General features: G+C 48.0%; 19 protein-coding genes. 14 read left to right on the forward strand and 5 right to left on the reverse strand.

Annotated elements, in window-relative coordinates; all coding sequences use genetic code 11:
* The first annotated feature begins 25 nt into the window (after window positions 1-25).
* On the forward strand, window positions 26-1,669 hold the full coding sequence (locus RS889_RS06970) for a right-handed parallel beta-helix repeat-containing protein (RefSeq protein WP_315709966.1): 1,644 nt from the start codon (window positions 26-28) through the stop codon (window positions 1,667-1,669).
* Window positions 1,670-1,694: 25 nt separating this feature from the next.
* On the opposite strand, the gene tnpC is transcribed toward RS889_RS06970, so the two are convergent.
* The 4 genes from tnpC to RS889_RS06990 form a co-directional block, all read right to left on the reverse strand.
* Window positions 1,695-3,281, reverse strand: a complete 1,587-nt coding sequence (gene tnpC / locus RS889_RS06975) for an IS66 family transposase (RefSeq protein WP_315707817.1) — start codon at window positions 3,279-3,281, stop codon at window positions 1,695-1,697.
* Between the two features lie 45 nt (window positions 3,282-3,326).
* Window positions 3,327-3,695: an IS66 family insertion sequence element accessory protein TnpB gene (gene tnpB / locus RS889_RS06980; RefSeq protein WP_290180505.1), complete on the reverse strand. Its 369-nt coding sequence runs from the start codon at window positions 3,693-3,695 to the stop codon at window positions 3,327-3,329.
* The gene (gene tnpA / locus RS889_RS06985) at window positions 3,695-4,003 is read right to left on the reverse strand and encodes an IS66 family insertion sequence element accessory protein TnpA (RefSeq protein WP_315708356.1); all 309 of its coding nucleotides are present in this window, start codon (window positions 4,001-4,003) and stop codon (window positions 3,695-3,697) included. The genes tnpB and tnpA overlap by 1 nt, the downstream gene beginning before the upstream one ends.
* A gap of 123 nt (window positions 4,004-4,126) precedes the next feature.
* A complete protein-coding gene (locus RS889_RS06990; protein ID WP_315709967.1) occupies window positions 4,127-5,008 on the reverse strand; it encodes a LysR substrate-binding domain-containing protein in 882 nt (293 codons plus the stop codon).
* 118 nt (window positions 5,009-5,126) lie between these two features.
* On the opposite strand from RS889_RS06990, the gene RS889_RS06995 reads away from it, so the two are divergent.
* On the forward strand, window positions 5,127-6,659 hold the full coding sequence (locus tag RS889_RS06995; protein WP_315709969.1) for an MFS transporter: 1,533 nt from the start codon (window positions 5,127-5,129) through the stop codon (window positions 6,657-6,659).
* Here RS889_RS06995 and RS889_RS07000 read toward each other — a convergent pair.
* Window positions 6,638-7,414: a YdcF family protein gene (locus RS889_RS07000; protein ID WP_315709970.1), complete on the reverse strand. Its 777-nt coding sequence runs from the start codon at window positions 7,412-7,414 to the stop codon at window positions 6,638-6,640. The genes RS889_RS06995 and RS889_RS07000 overlap by 22 nt on opposite strands.
* A gap of 1,081 nt (window positions 7,415-8,495) precedes the next feature.
* Here RS889_RS07000 and RS889_RS07005 point away from each other — a divergent pair.
* From RS889_RS07005 to RS889_RS07060, 12 genes are all read left to right on the forward strand, one after another.
* Entirely contained in the window at window positions 8,496-9,887 is a 1,392-nt protein-coding gene (locus RS889_RS07005) for an NAD-dependent succinate-semialdehyde dehydrogenase (RefSeq protein WP_315709971.1), read from the forward strand.
* Window positions 9,888-10,165: 278 nt separating this feature from the next.
* The gene (locus RS889_RS07010) at window positions 10,166-10,636 is read left to right on the forward strand and encodes a GNAT family N-acetyltransferase (protein WP_315709972.1); all 471 of its coding nucleotides are present in this window, start codon (window positions 10,166-10,168) and stop codon (window positions 10,634-10,636) included.
* Window positions 10,637-11,105: 469 nt separating this feature from the next.
* On the forward strand, window positions 11,106-11,840 hold the full coding sequence (locus RS889_RS07015; RefSeq protein WP_315709973.1) for a helix-turn-helix transcriptional regulator: 735 nt from the start codon (window positions 11,106-11,108) through the stop codon (window positions 11,838-11,840).
* 203 nt (window positions 11,841-12,043) lie between these two features.
* The gene (locus RS889_RS07020) at window positions 12,044-13,549 is read left to right on the forward strand and encodes an asparagine synthase family protein (RefSeq protein ID WP_315709975.1); all 1,506 of its coding nucleotides are present in this window, start codon (window positions 12,044-12,046) and stop codon (window positions 13,547-13,549) included.
* An 8-nt stretch (window positions 13,550-13,557) separates the two neighbouring features.
* On the forward strand, window positions 13,558-14,310 hold the full coding sequence (locus tag RS889_RS07025) for an enoyl-CoA hydratase/isomerase family protein (protein WP_315709976.1): 753 nt from the start codon (window positions 13,558-13,560) through the stop codon (window positions 14,308-14,310).
* 12 nt (window positions 14,311-14,322) lie between these two features.
* Window positions 14,323-15,144, forward strand: a complete 822-nt coding sequence (locus RS889_RS07030; protein WP_021016742.1) for a TauD/TfdA dioxygenase family protein — start codon at window positions 14,323-14,325, stop codon at window positions 15,142-15,144.
* Between the two features lie 54 nt (window positions 15,145-15,198).
* Window positions 15,199-16,329 (forward strand): proline dehydrogenase family protein, encoded by a 1,131-nt coding sequence (locus RS889_RS07035; RefSeq protein ID WP_315709977.1) that lies wholly within the window; start codon window positions 15,199-15,201, stop codon window positions 16,327-16,329.
* Complete coding sequence (locus RS889_RS07040) at window positions 16,330-16,608, forward strand: 2Fe-2S iron-sulfur cluster-binding protein (protein ID WP_315709978.1); 279 nt, start codon at window positions 16,330-16,332, stop codon at window positions 16,606-16,608.
* Window positions 16,602-17,477 (forward strand): SUMF1/EgtB/PvdO family nonheme iron enzyme, encoded by an 876-nt coding sequence (locus RS889_RS07045; protein WP_315709979.1) that lies wholly within the window; start codon window positions 16,602-16,604, stop codon window positions 17,475-17,477. The genes RS889_RS07040 and RS889_RS07045 overlap by 7 nt, the downstream gene beginning before the upstream one ends.
* Entirely contained in the window at window positions 17,467-18,000 is a 534-nt protein-coding gene (locus RS889_RS07050) for a carbapenem self-resistance protein CarG family protein (RefSeq protein ID WP_315709980.1), read from the forward strand. The genes RS889_RS07045 and RS889_RS07050 overlap by 11 nt, the downstream gene beginning before the upstream one ends.
* Window positions 17,997-18,551, forward strand: coding sequence for a carbapenem biosynthesis protein CpmH (locus RS889_RS07055; protein ID WP_315709981.1), 555 nt, complete (start codon window positions 17,997-17,999; stop codon window positions 18,549-18,551). Before RS889_RS07050 ends, RS889_RS07055 begins: the two co-directional genes overlap by 4 nt.
* 188 nt (window positions 18,552-18,739) lie before the next feature.
* Window positions 18,740-19,987: an MFS transporter gene (locus RS889_RS07060; protein ID WP_315709982.1), complete on the forward strand. Its 1,248-nt coding sequence runs from the start codon at window positions 18,740-18,742 to the stop codon at window positions 19,985-19,987.
* The last annotated feature ends 166 nt before the right edge of the window (window positions 19,988-20,153 follow it).

Raw genomic sequence — 20,153 nt, forward strand, 5'->3', positions numbered from 1 at the left:
TTGGGTTATATAGTGGGAGTTTGTTATGGCAGCAAGAAACAGACCTTTATTGAAGTCGATTAACCGTTCCAGAAGGATATTAGGCATTAAAGCATTATGGTGTTTGCTGCCGTTGTCATTTCTGACCACAGGTAAAGCCTGGTCGTCAATGAAATCACCGGCAACGTTACCCATCCCGCCGGAAAGTTCCTCTTCAACGGCACCTCGGTATACCGATACCATCAGTATTCTGGATTTCAATGCTGAAACGTCGGCTGCCGATAATTATGCCGCTATTCAGGCAGCTCTGGATTCGGGCAAACACGTTTATATCCCTGACGGGGAATATAGCGTGTCCAAAACACTGCTAATCAGACATTCGGGGCAAAAAGTATTTGGATCAGGCTCTATCGTGATGTCAAAAGGAGAGGTTGAAAATGTCTTCATAGCGGAAGGCATAAATAATATCACCTTTGATGGCGTTACCGTTATTGCCGGCGGTGGTATCGGATCTATTTATCACACCTGCTGTATTAAATTGGTGCAATGCAATTACCCGACGGTGAACGGCTGTACTTTATCCGGGCATATTGGTGGTGCAGTGCAGTTGGTTAATTCCCATTATGCGGTAATTAACAGTAACCAAATTGGTGCGGCCGGGGATGCCGGGCAGGAGGATGCATTCTCTATTGATATCGCCGTCTATTTTAGCGGTGATGGTCATCATATTCGTGGTAATCGGTGTTTGGGGCAGGGTGGCTATGGCATAGTGGTACAGACGTTGAATGATTCTCCGGCGGATTTTGATCGTATTGATAACACGCTTATCAGCGAAAATATGATTGGCAAACACAGCTGTTACGGGATACTGATGTACCGCGGCAAGCAACGTTCCCAGGTAGTAGGTAGTGTAGTCAGCACCAATATTATTGATGGTATCACCGGGTCGAGAAAGAATCCGGCCAAAGGGGATAATAGCTTTGGTGCCGGGATTTATCTGCAAGGCGCAGAGGGGATATCGGTGACTGCAAACAATATACGAAATTGCAACCAACAAACCACCAGTGAATTATTGGCGCCAGCCGGAATTGGAATATCTAACTCCAAACGTGTGACGGTGGTGGGTAATATCATTGAAGACTGCCATTATCATGGTATTAATGTGAATGACTCGAATCATGATGGCTCGGTTATCGGCGGGATCAGCATTAGCGGTAATATGTTGCGTAATATCCAAAAAACCGGTGTTCGTATTGTCACTGCGTCAAATATCTTGATAAGCAATAATACGCTGGATACGTGTGAGCATGGTATTTATGTCTCCTCGCAGAAAAGCAAAACGCCCTGCGAAGATGTGGTCATCGCGTCGAATATCGTTAAAAATACGCGGGTAAATGGACTCTATGCCATGTTTTCCCTGGGCTGCATTATTTCACTTAACAGGGTCGATAATTGTGGCGGCTCAGGCATTGTACTGTTCAGTTCCGGCAATACCAAAATTGCGGAAAACATACTGAGCTTCGCCGCTGTTAGGGGCGTTGATATTGATGCCACCTGTTTCGGTTTGAATGTGGTCAGCGGCAATATGGTGACGGATAGTCATACGGCTTTTCATTTTGCGGCCAAAACACAGAGCGTCAATAACCTGAGTAGCAACAGCAAACTCGAATATAGCGGAGCTTTTGCGTAAGCGCCGTTAAATCGACGTACTCCCCCTATCCATACTGCGACACATTTTTTAAAAAGGGGACCAGGTCCACATTCCAGGGCAATAACGCGTCGAGTTTTTCTTGCGTATCCGCCTCGCCGATGTGATCCAGCACATACTGGATATACGCCGTCGGCTCTAACTGATTGGCCTTCGCCGTTTCGATCAAGGAATAACACCCGGCACTGGCGCTGGCGCCCTGCGAACTGTCGGCAAATAGCCATGCCTTGCGACCGACCGCAAACGGGCGGATGGCATTTTCCGCCAACGCATTGCTGATGTTCACCTGCCCATGATCGCAATAGCCTATCAATTCTGCCCAGTGGTTGAGCGTGTAGTCCATGGCCTGACGGGTCAGCGATCCCTTCATTATCTTGCCGACATTCTGCTCCAGCCATAGTTTGAATGCCTTGAGCAACGGCAGGCTATATTGCTGACGGGCCAGGTATTTGTCCGCTTCACTGCGCCCCTGCAGGCTCCGTTCAATGCCATACAGTTTACCGATGTAGCCCAGCGCCACATCCGCTTTAGTGGGTTTGCCTTTGGCAGATTTTGCGCCCTTGGGGACCGCTTTGCCCGCTTCAATATATTTGCGCCGGGCATGATCCCAGCAGCCGATACGCACGAGATTGTTTTCACGGCACACCGCGTCATAACCGGCATAACCATCGGTTTGCAAAATACCGGTGAATCCCGCCAACAGGCGCACGGGAACACTACCCGCGCGGCTCGGGTCATACTCGAACAGCACTGAGGGTTTATCGGGGGGGCCACCGCGTATCACCCACATCCATTTGTCCGATTGGGCGGTTTTGCCTTCTTCTTTCAGCACCTGGATGCGGGACTCATCCATTTGCAGGTAACGGCCACTGTTTTGCACGTCACGCAACCTGGCCAGCAGCGGGGCAAATACCTTGGCTAACCGGATGATCCAGTGGGCCATATTGGTGCGGCCTACCGGGTGGCCACTGCGGGCAAGCATGTTTTCCAGGCGGTACAGCGGCAGCCCATCGGCATATTTGGCGACGATGATATACGCCAGCAAGGCGGTGGTGGCAAAACATTTGCCCAGCGGATGGACCGGGCGGCGGGCAGCCACAATAAACTCCTCGCCATCGCGGTCAAACACCGCTTTTTCCTGCCAGTATTCGATGACTTTTAATTGGGCGGGAATAAACGCCAGCTCTTCTTTAACCTTGCTGAAGAAGGTGGCGCGGGCGCCGGCTTTTTCTTCGTCGGACAGGCACAACTCCACACGTTCACGCAGCAGGTTGGCGGAGAAACCGCGTTGGCGTTTTTGGGTGCCAGACGGCGGTGGGGGCGGCGATACGTCATCCGGCAGTTGAGCCAACAAGGACTCCATTGCCACGTCCAGTTCGGCTTCATCGAACAAGGCAATCTGGTCAGTATGCCGCTCACTGCTGGCGGCAAACTGTTGGGCTTTTTTGAGGCGGAGCAGTTCTTCGAGTAGGGCGATATAACATTCGCGATGTTGAAGCTGTTGCTGAAGTTCCTCGACCTGCGCCAGCAATTCAACCGCAGATAAACTGCGGTTGTCTGGGTTTTCGGCTGGCGGGAAAGTGGGCGTTTTCATGGTTAAATTATAACAAAAACAGCCACCTGATGCTTCCTGTTTCGACTAATTAACGCCATCATAATGCAGTTTTTTATGCCCATTGAGTAGACTGATATCGTAACCATCAAGCAGCCAGTTAATCTGCTCCCCGGTCAGGGGTAACAGGTCATCGGCCAGACTGGGCCATTTGAACTTCTCCTCTGCCAGCGCCTTGTAATAAAGGACAAAACCATTGTCTTCCCACATCAGACATTTGATTTTATTGCGCTGGCGGTTAGTAAAAGCATACAGCGCCCCGGTAAAAGGATCGTGTCCCAATTCCTGTTCTATCAGCGCCGCCAGCCCGTTGACCTGCTTGCGGAAATCGATGGGTGCGCGATAAAGAAAAATCTGTGGCATCGCCAGCGCCGGGCGTAAGTCACGGTTACGCATCAGAGTTGCCTGAGAATAGCGCCCAGCAGGGAAACATTGCGGTCATTAAGACCGGTGATCACCAGGCCATTGGGCAATGAGAGTGTCAGCTCGGTTGGGGTGTCGACGTGGGTGATGTCGGCGGTGACTTTGGCAAACCCTGGGGCCCGCGCTTGAGTCGGGTTATCGGTACAATATTTTTGCCGCCAGTAAACAAACTGGTGGTATGTCAGCTGCTGTTGCTGGCAGAAAACCTGGTCAGAAAGACCGGATGCTTGCCAGGTGGTGATCTGTTCGCGCCAATGCTCGGCCCGCTGTTGAGATGTCATGATTGCGCCCTGCATTTATGGTAGACAGCGGCAGTGTGGCGCAGTTAATCACTGAAAAAAAGATGCCGATTTAAGGGCGCTTACGCTTTTGCCACTGGAAACCCGCCGGGTTGATAACGATGATTACCCTAGCACTTGTTTTTCGGTCAGAAAATCAATAAACACCCGCACCTTTGGCAGCATATGGCGGCTGCTTGGCCACACCACCGAGAACTTTCCACCTTCTTTTAGATAAGACGATAATACTGACTCCAACTGTCTCGAAGCCAGATAACCACGCACGATAAACTCCGGCAAATAGGCAACGCCTAGCCCTTGCAATGTCGCCTGCAATATAGACTCCAGGTTGTTGCTGCTCAGCGCTAGCGGCAATTCCAGTGGTGTCGGGGTATTAATTCCCCACGTCTCCCACAGGCCGTTCCCCGGGAAACGGTAGCGTAGACAAGCGTGATGCTGTAGGTCTTCTGGCGTCTGCGGCGCCGGATGTTGTTTGAAGTATTCCGGGCTCCCGACAATCGAAAAACGAAATGGCCCCAGGCGGCGCGACATCATTTGTGAGCTACTCAGTTCGCCACTGCGGATCGCAATATCAAACCCTTCATCAATCACTGCCACTATCCGATCGCTGAAATCGAAATCCAGTTCTACCTCGGGATAACGCTGACGAAACTCAGACAAATGCGGTAACAGCATGCGGTAGCCGATGGCTGGGGCGGTAATGCGTAGTTTCCCGCGTGGTACGGCGGAAATCCGCACCAGTTCCTGCTCGGCTTCTTCCAGTTGCGCCACGATATTTTGGCAGCGTTCAAAGAACATCTGACCTTCATCAGTCAGGCTGATGCGACGTGTACTGCGGTTAAACAGGCGCACGTTGAGTTTCTCTTCCAGCCGCACCACACTTTTTCCGACCGCAGAAGCGGAGATGTTCATTCGCTCTGCCGCCGCGGCAAAACTCTGGCTTTGCGCTGCGCGAACAAAGGCCAGTAATCCGTTGAGATTATCCATTTCATCCTCTCACTCATTAGAGCGTTTTAGTCCGTAATAATCGGAAATAAAGCCTGTTTCGATAAGATTGCCGACATTTTATCATTATTAGCATGTTTTCTTTCTGTTGGGGATACTCATGAATTCATCATCCACCCATCCGGCAGGTAGCCTTCGGGTTCTGGTCACGGTGTGTCTGGCGGCGGTGATCCTGCCGCTCAATTTTGTCAGTGGCGCGGTGGCGACACCGGCTATCTCCCATGAACTCGGCGGCAGTGCACAGGCGCTAAGCTGGATAACTAATGCTTTCATGCTCAGCTTCGGTTGCTTCCTGATGGCAGCTGGCGCACTGGCCGATGAAATTGGTCGCAAGAAAGTGTTTATCAGCGGCGTCTCACTATTTGCCCTGCTGTCATTGTTACAGGCATTCAGTAACAGTTTGTTGTGGATTGATTTGCTGCGCGCTGCACAGGGGATCGCCGCAGCAGGGGCCCTGGCCGGTAGCGCCGCGGCACTGGCGCAGGAGTTCGACGGTGCCGCTCGCACCCGGGCTTTCAGCCTGATGGGCAGCAGTTTCGGCGTCGGGCTGGCGTTTGGGCCGTTTCTGGCCGGTGTGCTTATTGCGCATTTTGGCTGGCGCTCGGTATTTTTTTCCGCCACGGTAATTGCGGGTCTCTCACTGATCATCGGCGCATCGAAAATGCGCGAAACGCGTAATCCTCAAGCGTCAGGCATCGACTGGCCGGGCACCGTGTTGTTTACCGCCATGCTGGCGTTGCTAACCTGGGCGTTAATGACCATTCCACAGTTCGGTCTGCAAAGCCCGATGGTACTGATACTGCTGGTTGGTGCCGCACTGTTGCTGGCGGTGTTTGTGGTGATTGAGCTGCGTGTGAAACATCCGATGCTGGATTTGTCGCTGTTCCGCTATGTCCGTTTTATTGGCGTACAGGCGCTGCCGTTGGCGACGGGTTTTTGTTTTGTTGTCTTGCTGGTAATACTGCCGATGCTGTTCATCGCCGTCGCCGGGCTGAGTGAGGAGTGCGCTGGTCTGATTATGATGGCGCTATCAGTACCGATGTTAATTGTACCGCTGCTGGCCGCCTGGCTGACGCGCTGGATTTCAGCGGGTGTGCTATGTACCTCCGGTCTGGTAATTGCCGCAGGCGGTCTCGGCTGGCTGAGCCAGGCCGTTCTGGCACAGAATATTACAGGGATGATTGCGCCGATGTTAGTGATCGGTGTTGGCACCGGTCTACCGTGGGGGTTGATGGACGGGTTATCGGTTAGCGTGGTTCCCAAAGAACGTGCAGGGATGGCGACCGGTATTTTCAGCACTACACGTGTTGCCGGTGAAGGTGTTTCGTTGGCAATAGTTGGCGCCATTCTCGCTGCACAGCTTCATGATGCGTTGGCTTCGCATTTCGCCTCCGGCGATATCAGCCAGGCAGCGCAAAGACTGGCAACGGGCAATCTTTCGCTGGCGAAACAGCTGATTCCGCAGGCCAGTACGGCGCAACTTCAGCAACTGTACGCTGCGTCTTTGCATCCTTTGTTGTTATGCCTGATGGCGATCACGCTGTTTTCCGCGCTGGTGGTGTTGCTGGCATTGCGCGGAAATGCGCAACCTCGTGAGGTGATGGCGATTTGTCAGAAGGATCTGTCGCCATAATTCACTTCCAGTACCGGGCGTAGCCGTGCGTAGATTGTTTCAATCTCCGACGGTATATCCACCTCAGCGATAAAGTCGGCACCTCGCGGGCCGTATCCTCCTGGTGCATTGCGCAGACGGGGGATCTCCCCCAGCAGCAACGAAGCAAAACGGGGTAGTGACCACAGACTCTGGTTATCCCTTCCGGCAAAACGCAGGCTTTCGCCATCGCGCTCAAGCTGTGGCACAAATGTCGGCCAGTTAAGGAAACTGATTTCAGGACGATCACGCCAGACGTGGCGGAAACTGGCGTCGGTACGTAATTGCATCAGCGGATCCTGGGTCAGGGTGATTTGCGTATGCGTATCACCGGCGGCTTCCAGCACACGGCGTGCCTGTAATGCATTATCGCCGCAGTTGGTCGACGCAGTTTCTAATAGCAACTGCTCTGGCGACAGCGCAAAGCACTGCACGCCGATGTCATATAACACTTCCGCTTCGCTGCGCCCATCCGTGGCAATGTGCTGATAACGCGGATGTTGCTGCACCGCTTGGTATAGCAACGTTGTGGAATGACCGATGCCTCCGGCAATCAGCAATCTTGAAACAGAACCCTGAATCAGTGCCTGAAATGCCGCCTCGGCAGTAGGTAAAATCGCGTTGCCCAGCAGGATCAATAGCGAAGGCTTGCCAACCGGCCCGTGTCCGGTCGTCTGATCATAAGCGAGAAAACGTGCCAGTTGATTCATATCGGCAATAACAGCATCAGAAAACATCACCATCTCCATTCAATAAGTTCTGACATCAATAATTGCTTAACCTGACGCAAAAAGGTAAAAATTTCATCACTAACTCAGTAATCAATAAGATTAAATGCAAGTCTATAGAACAAAAATTATTGTTAAGACGCGGTTTGCTTCAACGTTAACGCCACTGGATTTCTCTCCTGAATGAAAATAATACTCATTTTTATCTGAGATAGTTTACTGCTTACTTAACGCCAGTTTCACAGCAAACAGGATATACCCGTCATACTTCAAGTTGCAGGTGTGTTGGCTGCGTTCGTTCACCCGAATCACTTATCTGAGTAAGCTCATCGGGATTCACTCTCTTGTCGCCTTCCTGCAACTCGAATTATTTTGGGTATAAACAATCCGCCAGTAAAACGATCCATCCACTTGACTACCAACGCCTTATTAAGGCGGTGAGATATACGACGGGTCATTACTATCAATGGTAATGACCAGAGTGTACCAATCATAATGGTGTTATTAATTTATTTAATGAGCATCTGGCTATTATATTGACTTAACGATCCAATCATTTCATGTGCAGGCATTATTGTTAGTAACATAATATTTTATTTATGAGAAAACGATGAGCAATTAATTTTAAATTTAGTGGCTTTGTAATCCCTCCAACTTTAGTACCTCGGTTATCGAGACGCCTTCGGATAGTTGTGGCCGTGCTGATCGTCTTCTCAAGCGTTGGAAGGTGAGACGGACGGGAACGATGGAACACTCATTGTGGGTCTATTTGTGAATTTAGTTAAGAGTGATGAAGAATAGTGTTGCTTGCGTAAACAGTGTGACACATCGTACGATGCCAGACAGTGGAAAAAATTAATATAGGATCAACGGGACGTTTACCTCGCCAGATGCTCGAGAGTGCGGGAAGTACTCGACCTCCGTGTAAAAAAGATCATCCTGACTGATCACCCAATATTCCGTATGGGTCCCGGTCAATGAGGCCTGCGAGCGGATAGTGCGCGCCGATGTGCTACCGTTCGTGATCGACATGGCTTCATGGTCCGCCATGCGTGTTTAAGTCCACAAGTAACTATAGAGGATAATCAATATGGCATACGCTAGCACCAATCCCTACACGGGAAAAACCCTGAAGACGTTCCCTGACGCTACCGACATGGAAGTGTCGCAGGCATTGGAACAGGGTCAAGCAGCGTTCCTTAAGTGGAAGGATGTCACTATCGCTGAGCGTGTTGCAGTGCTACAGAAGGCGGCTGATTTGCTGCGCAAGAAATGCACTGAGTACGCCGGGGTACTGACTCTGGAAATGGGAAAGTTGCTAAGCGAAGCGAAAGCGGAGGTCGAATTGTCCGCGGCGATTTTTGAGTATTACGTCGAGAACGCTGAAAAGCTTCTGGCACCGCAGACGCTGCCATCCAAGGATCCGGCAGTGACTGAGGCGATGATAGTGCACGAACCGCTGGGGATTATTCTGGCGATTGAACCCTGGAACTTCCCGTATTATCAAATCGCCCGCATCATCGCCCCACAGTTGGCCGCTGGCAACGTGGTCGTGCTTAAGCATGCCTCTAACGTACCCCAGTGCGCTGACGTCTTTGAGAAGTTGATGCTTGAGGCTGGTTTGCCGGTCGGCGGCTTCAAGAATCTCTACGCCACCCGCAGCCAGATCGAGATGATGATTAACGACCCACGCGTGCACGGCGTAGCGCTGACGGGCTCGGAAGACGCTGGTGCCATTGTTGCTGCCCAGGCGGGCCAGGCGCTGAAGAAATCCACGATGGAACTCGGTGGTGCTGACGCCTTTGTGGTATTGGCCGACGCCGACCTGGATAAAGCGGTGAAGTGGGCGGTGTTCGGGCGCCACTGGAATGCGGGCCAGGTATGTTGCTCGTCCAAGCGCCTTATCGTGGTCGAGGCCATCTACGATGAGTTCGTCAAACGCTATGCTGCGGGTGTGGCCGCGCTCAAGGCCGGCGACCCGATGGATCCATCTACCACCCTGGCGCCACTATCTTCTCAAGGTGCAGCCGATGATGTCATAAAACAGGTCGAAAAAGCGGTTGCTCAGGGTGCTACTGCTACCGTGATTGGCGCCGAAGTACCATCCAACGGTGCTTTCGTCCGACCCGTGATGTTGACCGAATTGACTGTGGATAATCCCGCTTATTATTGGGAGTTCTTCGGTCCGGTGTCGCTAATCTTCAAGGCCAAAGACGAGACAGAAGCCATCGCTATCGCCAACGATTCACCGTTTGGCCTCGGTGGTTCGGTATTTACCCAGGACATTGCGCACGGTGTTGACGTAGCCAAAAAGATCTCTACTGGTATGGTCTACATTAACCACCCGACCGCGGTGAAGGCTGACCTGCCTTTCGGTGGTGTACGTCGCTCTGGTTATGGTCGTGAGCTGATTGATCTGGGCTTGAAGGAGTTTGTTAACCACAAGTTGATCGGTGTGACGGATATTGATGGTGCGTTTTGACGTGTTGTTAGCGCGGCCTTTTAGGTCATGAAAGTTCCCATCATGATGACTTCATGCCAGCCGATTCATCGGTAGCAACGAAGGCCAAATGCATGAAGGGTGACTTGTCTGCCGGGTATTCCTGTTTCATTGGGAACGCCCGGCAGGCGGACTGGGACGGTCTGGATCAGTGACAGTAATTTGCCCAGCGCAGCCGATTTACGTTCTGGTGAATTACGCTTCTCGCCTCATTTAGCATTTTTGATAAGGGTGACAACGACATTACGTGAGTGCAGCCAATGTTTACTATTTCGGAAGTAAAAAAGGACTCTCTTGAGCTGAAAGCGCTTATCTCTGAGCTGGATGCTTTTCAATTGCCACGCTATCCCCTGGAAAGCGCTCACTGTATTGATTTAAGTACACAAGATGATGATGCGATTTGTTGTTTATTAGTTCGAAATTCAGATGGGGCAGCTATAGGTTGTGGTGCATTATTATTTCAGGATGGAAATGCGGCTGAAATAAAAAGGGTTTTCATTAAGCCATCCTGCCGAGGTGTAAAGTTAGGGTATAAAATCATTTCCCATCTCGAAAAAGTCGCTATTGTGAATGGTTGTAAAATAGTGAGACTCGAAACAGGTATTTATCAACAATCTGCGATAAATCTGTATCAAAATTGTGGCTATCAATTTTGTGATCCTTTCATTCCATACACTCAAGACCCACTGAGTGTTTATATGTATAAATGTTTAGATAAATCTCATCGTTAACAGAAATGGCGACATACTGATGGAGTGAATATATTAAAATAGTCAATTATGAAATTTATATTACCATGTCAGCCTCTCCTTTTTCGTTGCAACACTGCCTATATTACCAACAGAGTGTTAACAAAAACATTGCAAAATAAATAATAAATTCATTAATTGTTATTGGTGATAATCATTTTATCCTCAGCATACTTTACGTTGTCAATGTGTTTGTGCTGGTCGCTTTTACTCACTCCAGTTACTTACTTATACCAGTGCCTGGGGATTGACTCGACTGCCGTCTCCCTGTGATTCGATGTGTTTAGTTAATATGGATATAAAATGTTGACGAATTGTTTATGCATTGATATGGTTGGCAACCATTAGAGTCATGGTGTTTATATATCAATAATAATGACTGGGATTGTTTTATCAGGGAAAATATCGGTAATTCTTGTTTTTTTACTAGTATTTTCTGGGAATATTGTTGATGAATAAAGAAATCAGTTATTTTATAGAAAGAAAGCTAAAGTCCTATGGGAATGTTTTATTCGTTTACTTTATGATGGATAAATCTTCTTTATCAAATCCTGTTTTTATTTCTAACTATCCCCAAAAATGTATTGATACCTATATTGATAATAAACTTTTTATCAATGATCCTGTTATACATTTATCTTTGAAAAGAGTAACTCCATTTTCATGGGATGATAACGATCTCGCTGTTTTACGATCTGAAAATGAAGATGTTGCTATGTATCTAAGGGAGCATGACATCACCGTAGGTTACACGTTCGTTCTTCACGACCATGATAACAATCTGGCGATCCTGACTATTGCTAACAATGATGAAAAAAATGATTTTGAGGATTTTATAAAGAGCAGAGAGAATGATTTACAAATGTTGTTAGTGACTACTCACGAAAAAGCAATGAAATATAAACACTTCGTTAAAGGTAAAACGGCGCCCTTGGATTGCTTGCAAAGTGCATTGATTACACCACGTGAAACGGAAGTGCTTTTCTTGGTCAGTAGAGGAAACACTTATAAAGATGTGTCCAGAACACTGGGTATCAGTGAAGCAACAGTGAAATTCCATATCAATAACTCTGTCAGAAAACTTAATGTCATTAATTCTCGCCATGCCATAAGCAAAGCACTCGAGCTCAATCTGTTTCGAGCCTTCACGGAATCTCTCATGACCAGAAAATTGGTTGCAATATAGTATATTTTAATACCTATATTTCGTTATATGGCTGACCAACCTTTAGATGATGCTGTACATCTATTACCTATATAAAAGAATAGTATCACCTATACCAATAATATTTTCAGACTATTCTTTTACGAAGGTTGTTTTTTCATCTGATTAGTTATAATTAACGCAGAATTAAAAATCGATCTCTTCGTCATATAAGGTATATTATTGTGAGCAATGGTTTTTGTATCATTTATAAAGGAACAGATGCCGATATAAATAAACTTCAACAATCCTTTAGTGGCAAAGGTGAAGTATTACATAGCGGGTATCTTTATATAGGTCAAAATACACCCTACCATAAATTCCCTTTTGAAAAAGGGACTGCTTATCTTATTGGCACACTCTACAATCCAGATTTTCTGAAAACAGTAGCCGGAGTGTGGGATGGGGAAGCCTATACCGCAAATAATGCCGCTTTACTGGCTCTGCTGTATATGCGTCTTGGTGAAGGGGCGCTTGCGATGGCAGAAGGAGAATTCTGCTTCTTGATTGAAGATCCTCAAGGTGAATTGACCTTGGTGACCGATTCACGGGGTTTCTCACCCGTTCATGTTGTAGAAGCGGGAAAAAATTGGGTTACTAATTGTCTAAAATTTGTGACTACGGTTGAAGATGAGAACGCATTATATTTTGAAAGTGAAGACCGGGTTTGTCAGCGTTCTCTGCGGGCTGATGATTATACACCCATAAAAAATGCTCAGCGTCTGAAACCGGGTTCAATCAATGTCATTACCTATGATAGTGAAGGTTATTTATTTAATAACTGCAAAGCACTGGTTAGCCCATCCAGTAATCACACCTTGTACCTGCACCGCAAAATCCTTCTTGGTCTGATCGAACGTTACCTTACCGCCCCTCTCGACGAATTATCCCAATGTTATGACACGGTAGGAATTCCCCTTTCGGGTGGCCTCGATTCTAGTCTCGTCACCGCCATGGCCAGCCGTCGTTTTAAACAGCTCAATACGTATTCGATTGGGACAGAACTCAGCAACGAGTTTACGTTCTCTCAACAGGTAGCTGATGCTTTGGGAACTCACCATCAGGTGAAGATTCTTTCCGAAGCCGAGGTTATCAACGGCATTATCGAGTCTATTTACCACAACGAAATTTTTGATGGTTTATCTGCTGAAATTCAGTCGGGTTTATTTAATGTCTATCGGCAAGCACAGGGGCAGGTGAAATGCATGCTGACGGGTTATGGCTCTGACTTACTGTTTGGCGGCATTCTTAAACCCGGCATGCAATACGATAATCCTAACCAACTCCTATCCGAGCAAGTTTATCGCACCCGTTGGACTGGGGAGTTTTCAACACATGGCGCTAGCCATTATGGAATTGATGTTCGTCACCCCTTCTGGACGAATCATCTGATTGCCCTCTGCCATACGCTGGAGCCCGATTACAAAATTTATGACAATGAAGTCAAAAATATCCTGCGTGACTATGCCGATACGCTTCAACTGCTACCGAAAGAAATCGTTTGGAGAAAGAAAATAGGTATCCATGAAGGATCATCGGTTAATCAGGCGTTTGCCAATGTCCTTGGATCCCATGTCGATAATTATCAGGTCAAGAGCCGTTTTACCTACCGTGTTTATAAAGCATTTCTACAGCGGAGACTGACCATCGATGAAGTCACTCCATCACAACTTAGCGCTTTGATTAATTAGGAATAATTATGGTATTAGAAGAAAACCGAGGAGCGGTTAGGTTAATTACGCTGAACCATCCTAATGAGCATAATCCTTTCAGCCGTTCACTTGAAAATTGTGTCAAGGAAGCACTTGCCCGAGCCAATGATGACGATGCTGTGCGAGCCGTGGTGGTATATGGCGGAATTGGCCGTTCTTTTTCTGCCGGCGGTGATTTCAATGAGGTTAAACAACTGTCCCATAGCCACGATATTGAAGCCTGGATTGATAGAGTTATCGATCTGTATGAAGCCGTATTGAACGTAAATAAACCAACGTTGGCCGCCATTGATGGCTATGCCATCGGTATGGGATTCCAGTTTGCCCTGATGTTTGACCAAAGATTAATGTCAAAAACGGCGAATTTTGTCATGCCAGAATTAAAACATGGCATCGGTTGTTCCGTCGGTGCGGCAATTCTGGGATTTACCCATGGCTTTAGCACGATGCAAGAGATCATTTATGAGTGTCAATCGCTTGATGCGACACGCTGTATTGACTACCGGCTGGTTAATCAAATCGTGGACAGCGAGGTGCTGCTGGATATCGCCATTAAGCGAGCGGAAAGCATGGCAAATTATCCAGTTGCTGCGTATCGCAATACAAAGAAAACAGTAAATCAACCGTTTATCAGTCTACTTGAAGAAACGCGCGAAGCGTCGAAATTGGTTCACAAAGCGGCTTTTCAGGCGAGAGATGCTCAACATCATTTTAAAGAAGTGCTAGGCGAAAAATATTAAAAGGAGAGGGTAATGGATAACAATGTGAAATTTAATCCGATCATGGCATCTGGTTTTGGTGCTTATATCGACCATAAAGATTTTCTGGAAGCAAAAACTGAAACCATAAAAAAACTGCTGATGCGGCAGGGATTTGTGGTGGTTAAAAACCTGGATATTGATGCCGATACCTTTCGCGATATTTATTCTGCCTATGGCACTATCGTAGAGTATGCGGACGAGAAAATCGGTGTGGGGTTTGGTTATCGGGACACACTAAAGCTGGAAGGGGAGAAAGGTAAAATTGTCACAGGACGTGGTCAATTACCTTTTCATGCCGATGGTGGCCTACTGCTTTCTCAAGTTGATCAGGTATTCCTGTATGCCGCAGAGATCAAAAACGTGAAATTCCGAGGCGCGACTACGGTATGTGATCATGTCCTTGCTTGCCAAGAAATGCCCGCTCACTTATTACGCGTACTTGAGGAAGAGACCTTTGAAGTTCGCGTTTTAGAACGAGGATATTATGTTGATGTATCACCTGCGGGGTGGTTTAAGGTACCCGTTTTCACTGATCTCGGCTGGGTGAGAAAGATGCTTGTTTATTTCCCATTTGATGAAGGGCAGCCAGCTAGTTGGGAACCGCGTATCGTCGGTTTCAGCGACCAGGAAACCCGAACTTTCTTTAAGGAATTAGAAACGTTCTTCAAGCAACCCCGCTATTTCTACAAACATTTCTGGGAAGATGGTGATTTACTCATCATGGATAACCGCCGCGTGATTCACGAGCGTGAAGAATTTAACGACGATAATATTTTGCGTCGACTCTATCGCGGACAAACAGCTGATCTTTGATCCACCTCTTTCCGGTGTATTTATGCGCCGGAAGGTTATTCTCTGGGAATAAAAATGAACAAAGATCTCGCCATAATCTATAAACGTTACTCTTCAAGTGAACTACTTTTTAAATATTTATCAACAAAAACGCTTACTCATAAATTGACACGTAAATTCTCACTTCTTTTCCTGAAAAAATATCTATCTCGTCCTAAAGGGAAACTGTTTTCATTAATTAATGACATCTATTTTGGTGGTCAGACGTTAGATGAAGTAAAACAGACCGCTGTTAATCTGGCGCAAGCGGGTATCTCAAGTATCCTCGATTATGCAGTCGAAGGTGAAAACGATGAAGCACAGTTTGATTACGCTGTGGAGAATACCCTGCGTTTAATCGACATGTCACAAAAAATGGAAAGTATTCCATTTGTGGTCATCAAGCCCTCTTCACTAGGGCGCTCGGCAATATATGCCAGACAGAGTAGGGCATCTGTGCTGAATGCCTCGTCAGATGAAGAATGGGCTGGAATTGAGGCTCGATACCGCCGTATTTTCGAATATGCCGAGGCTCACAACGTCCGGGTAATGGTTGATGCCGAGCAAACAGCCATTCAGCCGGCAGTGGATCGGTTGGTGTTGAATATGATGCGCGTGTTTAATGTCAGAACCGCCACCATTACGCTAACGTTGCAATTTTATCTGAAAGATCAATTGCGCCTTCTTGATGAATATTACCAGGAGGCCTGTTTATATGATTTCGTATTAGGCGTGAAGGTTGTGCGTGGTGCCTATCTGGAAGAAGAAAAAAAAGTTAATGGTGGCGCGTGCTGCTTTTCCACCAAGCAAGAAACGGATCGCAATTATAACGCAGCCATTGACTATATTTCACCACGCCTTGACAGGATTTCACCCTTCTTCGCTACACATAATGAAGACAGTCTGTCTCGTATTATGAAAAGTGAAGTGCTACATGCTCACCAGGTCTGGGTGGGGCAACTGTACGGCCTGGGAGACCACATCACTTATTCCTTATCGTGCCTGGAATTTCGTGTGTGTAAGTACCTACCTTATGGTCCTCTTGATAAGTCGTTACCCTATTTATTGCGGCGAATCGAAGAAAATGCGATTGCCACGGCAACGTTTAAAAAAGAAAATAAACTCCTGCAGAAGGAGTTACTGCGACGTTTGGCCGGAGGAGTATAAATGGCTGATTATCAATGTAAGGTAATTAATTCCAATACTACGTTTTTACTGTCATCAGATGAAACTATTCTGAGTGCAGCCCATGAGGCTGGCGTTAAGCTTCCCTACCGATGTGCCGCTGGTCATTGCGGCGTATGTAAAGTGCGTCTCACGGCCGGTGAAGTCAAAATGGATCACTCAGGCGGTATATCGCGCAACGACATTGCTAGCGGGTATATCTTGCCGTGCTGTTCCATACCACTCACTCACCTCGAAATTGAACCTGGGTCGTCATGTTGAAAAATCGTATTGCTTTTTTTTTGCTACTTTTCACTTTCCAAAATGTGGGTAGCGCCCACGGAGAAATACTGCCGATAGAGGAAGTAAATGTAGACGGGGGGGATTTCTATGTCGGCCTCGTTTTTGGTAAAGAGGATTATGCCGCCCATGCCAACACGCATCTGACACCGTTTTCTATCATGAGAACGGAGGTTACATATCACCAATATCAGGCATTGCAAGCATGGGCGGAGACGCAAGGCTATCAAATAAGTGGTGGTTGTAACGGCGCTACGTTTGAAGACTGCTGGCCACCAGAAAAAGACGGCGGTCGGCATCCTGTCACTAATGTTTCCTGGTGGGACGCGGTTATTTTTGCCAATGCATTAAGTGCCCAGCACAACTTACAACCCTATTATGTTACCGCCGACGGCCAGGCACTGAAAATTCCGCCAGAAGAGGGTACCGACAGCGGTATACGAGAAAATCCTCAGGCATCGGGCTATCGCTTGCCTACACTAGCAGAGTGGCAGGTAGCGGCCAGAGGAGGAAATAAAGGATTGAGCGATGGGACCTATGGCAGTCGCTATGCAGGTAAAGACCAACCAGAGAGTGTTGCAAACCTCCCGGTATCAGGAACCCAGACATTCAGCACGCTACCCGTGGCCTCTAAGCAACCAAATTCGCTGGGTCTGTATGATATGAGCGGTAATGTTTCTGAGTGGTTGAATGAGGATTACGCAGTAAAGGGCGGTAAAAAGATGTACTACTTTTGCGGTGGAAGCTATATGGATCGGGTTGGTTCATTAGCGAGTTGCGATGTACATACTCCCGGTTTTGCCATGTCTGATATTGGTTTTCGTTTGGTGAGGCCGATCGATGATAAATAAACGCTTCTGCTTATTTGCCCTGCTTATTAGCTGCGCAAACGCCTATGCTTTGACACCGGTAACGCTGAAAAATGGCGTCAATCAATTGGATATAAACCAGGATGGGTTAAAGGATTACGTCGTTCTGGCGCAGTTTGATAACAATACGTCGCATCCCAATCTTGGGCTCACTTTTTTTATCCATCGTCCGGATGGTGGATACAGCATCATGCCGGTAACAAATAGTTCCGAATTCACCTGGTTTGATTATCGATTGTCTGCCAGCGCTGATTTTCTTGTTCAGGATAATCGACTGTTCAAGATAAAAAAACGCTATTATCTAGTAGCAGCAAGGAAGACAGAGGAAGATTTATTTGATGTTGGCAAAGTTTCACTAACGATTTATCGTTTCAAGGTTTCGCGAGATGATCCCGGCGTACCACTCTATGAATGGTCGATGAGTAAGACCGTAACAGCCCAACGCTCCTATCAGTCGGCCGATGAAGCTTATCAGGAAGTCGATGAGGCAATGTTAACAAGATGAAAATCTACTCTCTGATGCTCTTGATGTGGCTATTTTCTGTTGATGCGTTGGCAAAAAATGACAGTAATACCTACCGGCAACTACTTCAGGATTTTTTTGGTGCAGAGCCGCCACTGTGTCTGGGAGAAAGAGCGTGGCCGGTGGACAGTCATACTAATGATTCGCCTTGGGTCAGCGGTCGCCTGAATGCGCTGGTGGATGCTCGGCTGGCACGAAAGACTCAGGAGGGCAAAAAAATAATTTATAATTTGACTCCTCTCGGGGAGAAAAACTGGCGGAAATATGGTGACTTATGTTACGGCCGAATGCATGTCACACGTATTGAAAAAGTCGATCACATTAATCGCGAGTTGACGGTGGTCTATTTCTACTACCGCCTGGAGCCGCTAGAACGTTGGGCTCGAAATCGTTCGCTACGTTTTGCTTTTAGTGAGCTGGATAATCTGGTGAACGGAATGGATAAGATACGTTACATCGCGACCATCCGCGAAACCCTGGGTGGCGCGGCCAAACTACAAGATTACCCTACACCGGTTGAGTTGGATTATTGATTACTAACGAGCAGATAAGATGTCCGCTTGACACTTATTATCGCATCTCTCTTTGTTCATCCCATTGGCTGCGATGGACAACCTGTTAGGCCGCTTTTGTCATTGGCACGCCATGAACACACCCGTTGGTTTATGTCCACCGATAGTCGTTGTCCCGGCTACTGGACCGAAGATCTGGAGTATCTACCATGACTGATACCGTAACTGTGCTGCGTGGCAACCGTCACCGTTGGAAAGTGCTGGGCATTGGCGTAATAGCGAATGTCTGCTTTTCGATGATAGTGGGCGGCCTGCCGGCTACGGCGGTGTTTGTGCGCTCCGGTTACCACATTACCAATGCTGAACTGGGATTTGTGTTGGGGATGTTAGGGCTTGGAATTGCGCTCAGTGAGCTGCCATGGGGACTGCTCACCGATCGCTGGGGAGATAGGCCAGTATTGTTGACGGGATTGTTCAGCACTGCGGTGATGTTGCTATTAATGGCGGCGTTTGCTGCGCCATATACTGATTTTATTCCCGCTTATGGTCTGTTGATTGCATGCGCTTTGGCGATTGGATTACTGGGCAGTAGTGTCAATGGTTCCAGTGGGCGGGCAATCATGGCTTGGTTTCAAGAAGGCGAGCGCGGTTTGGCAATGAGTATCCGCCAAACTGCCGTGCCAATGGGCTATGGTCTTGGTGCTCTGCTGCTGCCTTTTCTGGCGGCAAATTACGGGTTTGTGGTGATGTATATCGTGGCGGCGATATTGTGTGTGGTTGCCGGCTATTATGCCTGGTTATGGTTGCATGAACCGGATCCCCAGCATCATGCCAGCATGGCAGCGGGGATTCAGTTTCAGGTAAGTAAGGGGCCGCTGCATGATATTGCTGTCTGGAAAATTGTGTTGGCCATCGGCTTTTTGTGCGTCCCACAGTTGGCTTTACTGACCTTCGGCTCAGTATTTCTGCATGATTTTGCCCATCTGGACATGATGTTGGTATCGGTTAGTCTGGCCGTGATCCAGGCTGGAGCTATAGTTTTCCGTATCTGGAGTGGTCGTTGGACCGACAAAAACAAGAACCGTAAAAATTATCTGAGAACCTGTACCGCAATGAGTATTGTGGCATTTGCTGCGCTTGGTTTACTGGTCCATTACTGGCCGGGTATGCAGAATGGATCCCTGTCTACCGGGTTGCTGGTGGCTCTGTTTGTGTTCTCGGGCGTAGTGGTTTCCGCCTGGCACGGTGTGGCCTATACCGAGCTGGCATCAATGGCTGGCGTTAAACGTGCCGGTACGGCGTTGGCGATGGGAAATACCAGCGCGTTTATCGTTATGTTTATCACCCCGATAGCCATTCCCTGGTTGCTGGTTTTTGCCACCTGGAGTTCAGTCTGGTTGGTTTCGGCATTGTGTGCCGTAGGCGCGCTGATCTTCTTCCCGAGAGTCGGAAAGTAACGGTAGCTGGAGTTATGGATCGTACTCGCTCAAGAGTGATGAAGCGTCGTGTTCTGGTGTGAAGCCTCTGGTTCAGCATCGTCCAGGGTGGATCGGTGTTGCGGCAGTTGGGGCCCCCGGGAGCGATAATCCTGTGAATCGGATAACCCGGTTTCCCTTTCTTCCC

The organism is Brenneria uluponensis (assembly GCF_032395385.1).
GTDB lineage: Bacteria > Pseudomonadota > Gammaproteobacteria > Enterobacterales > Enterobacteriaceae > Prodigiosinella > Prodigiosinella aquatilis.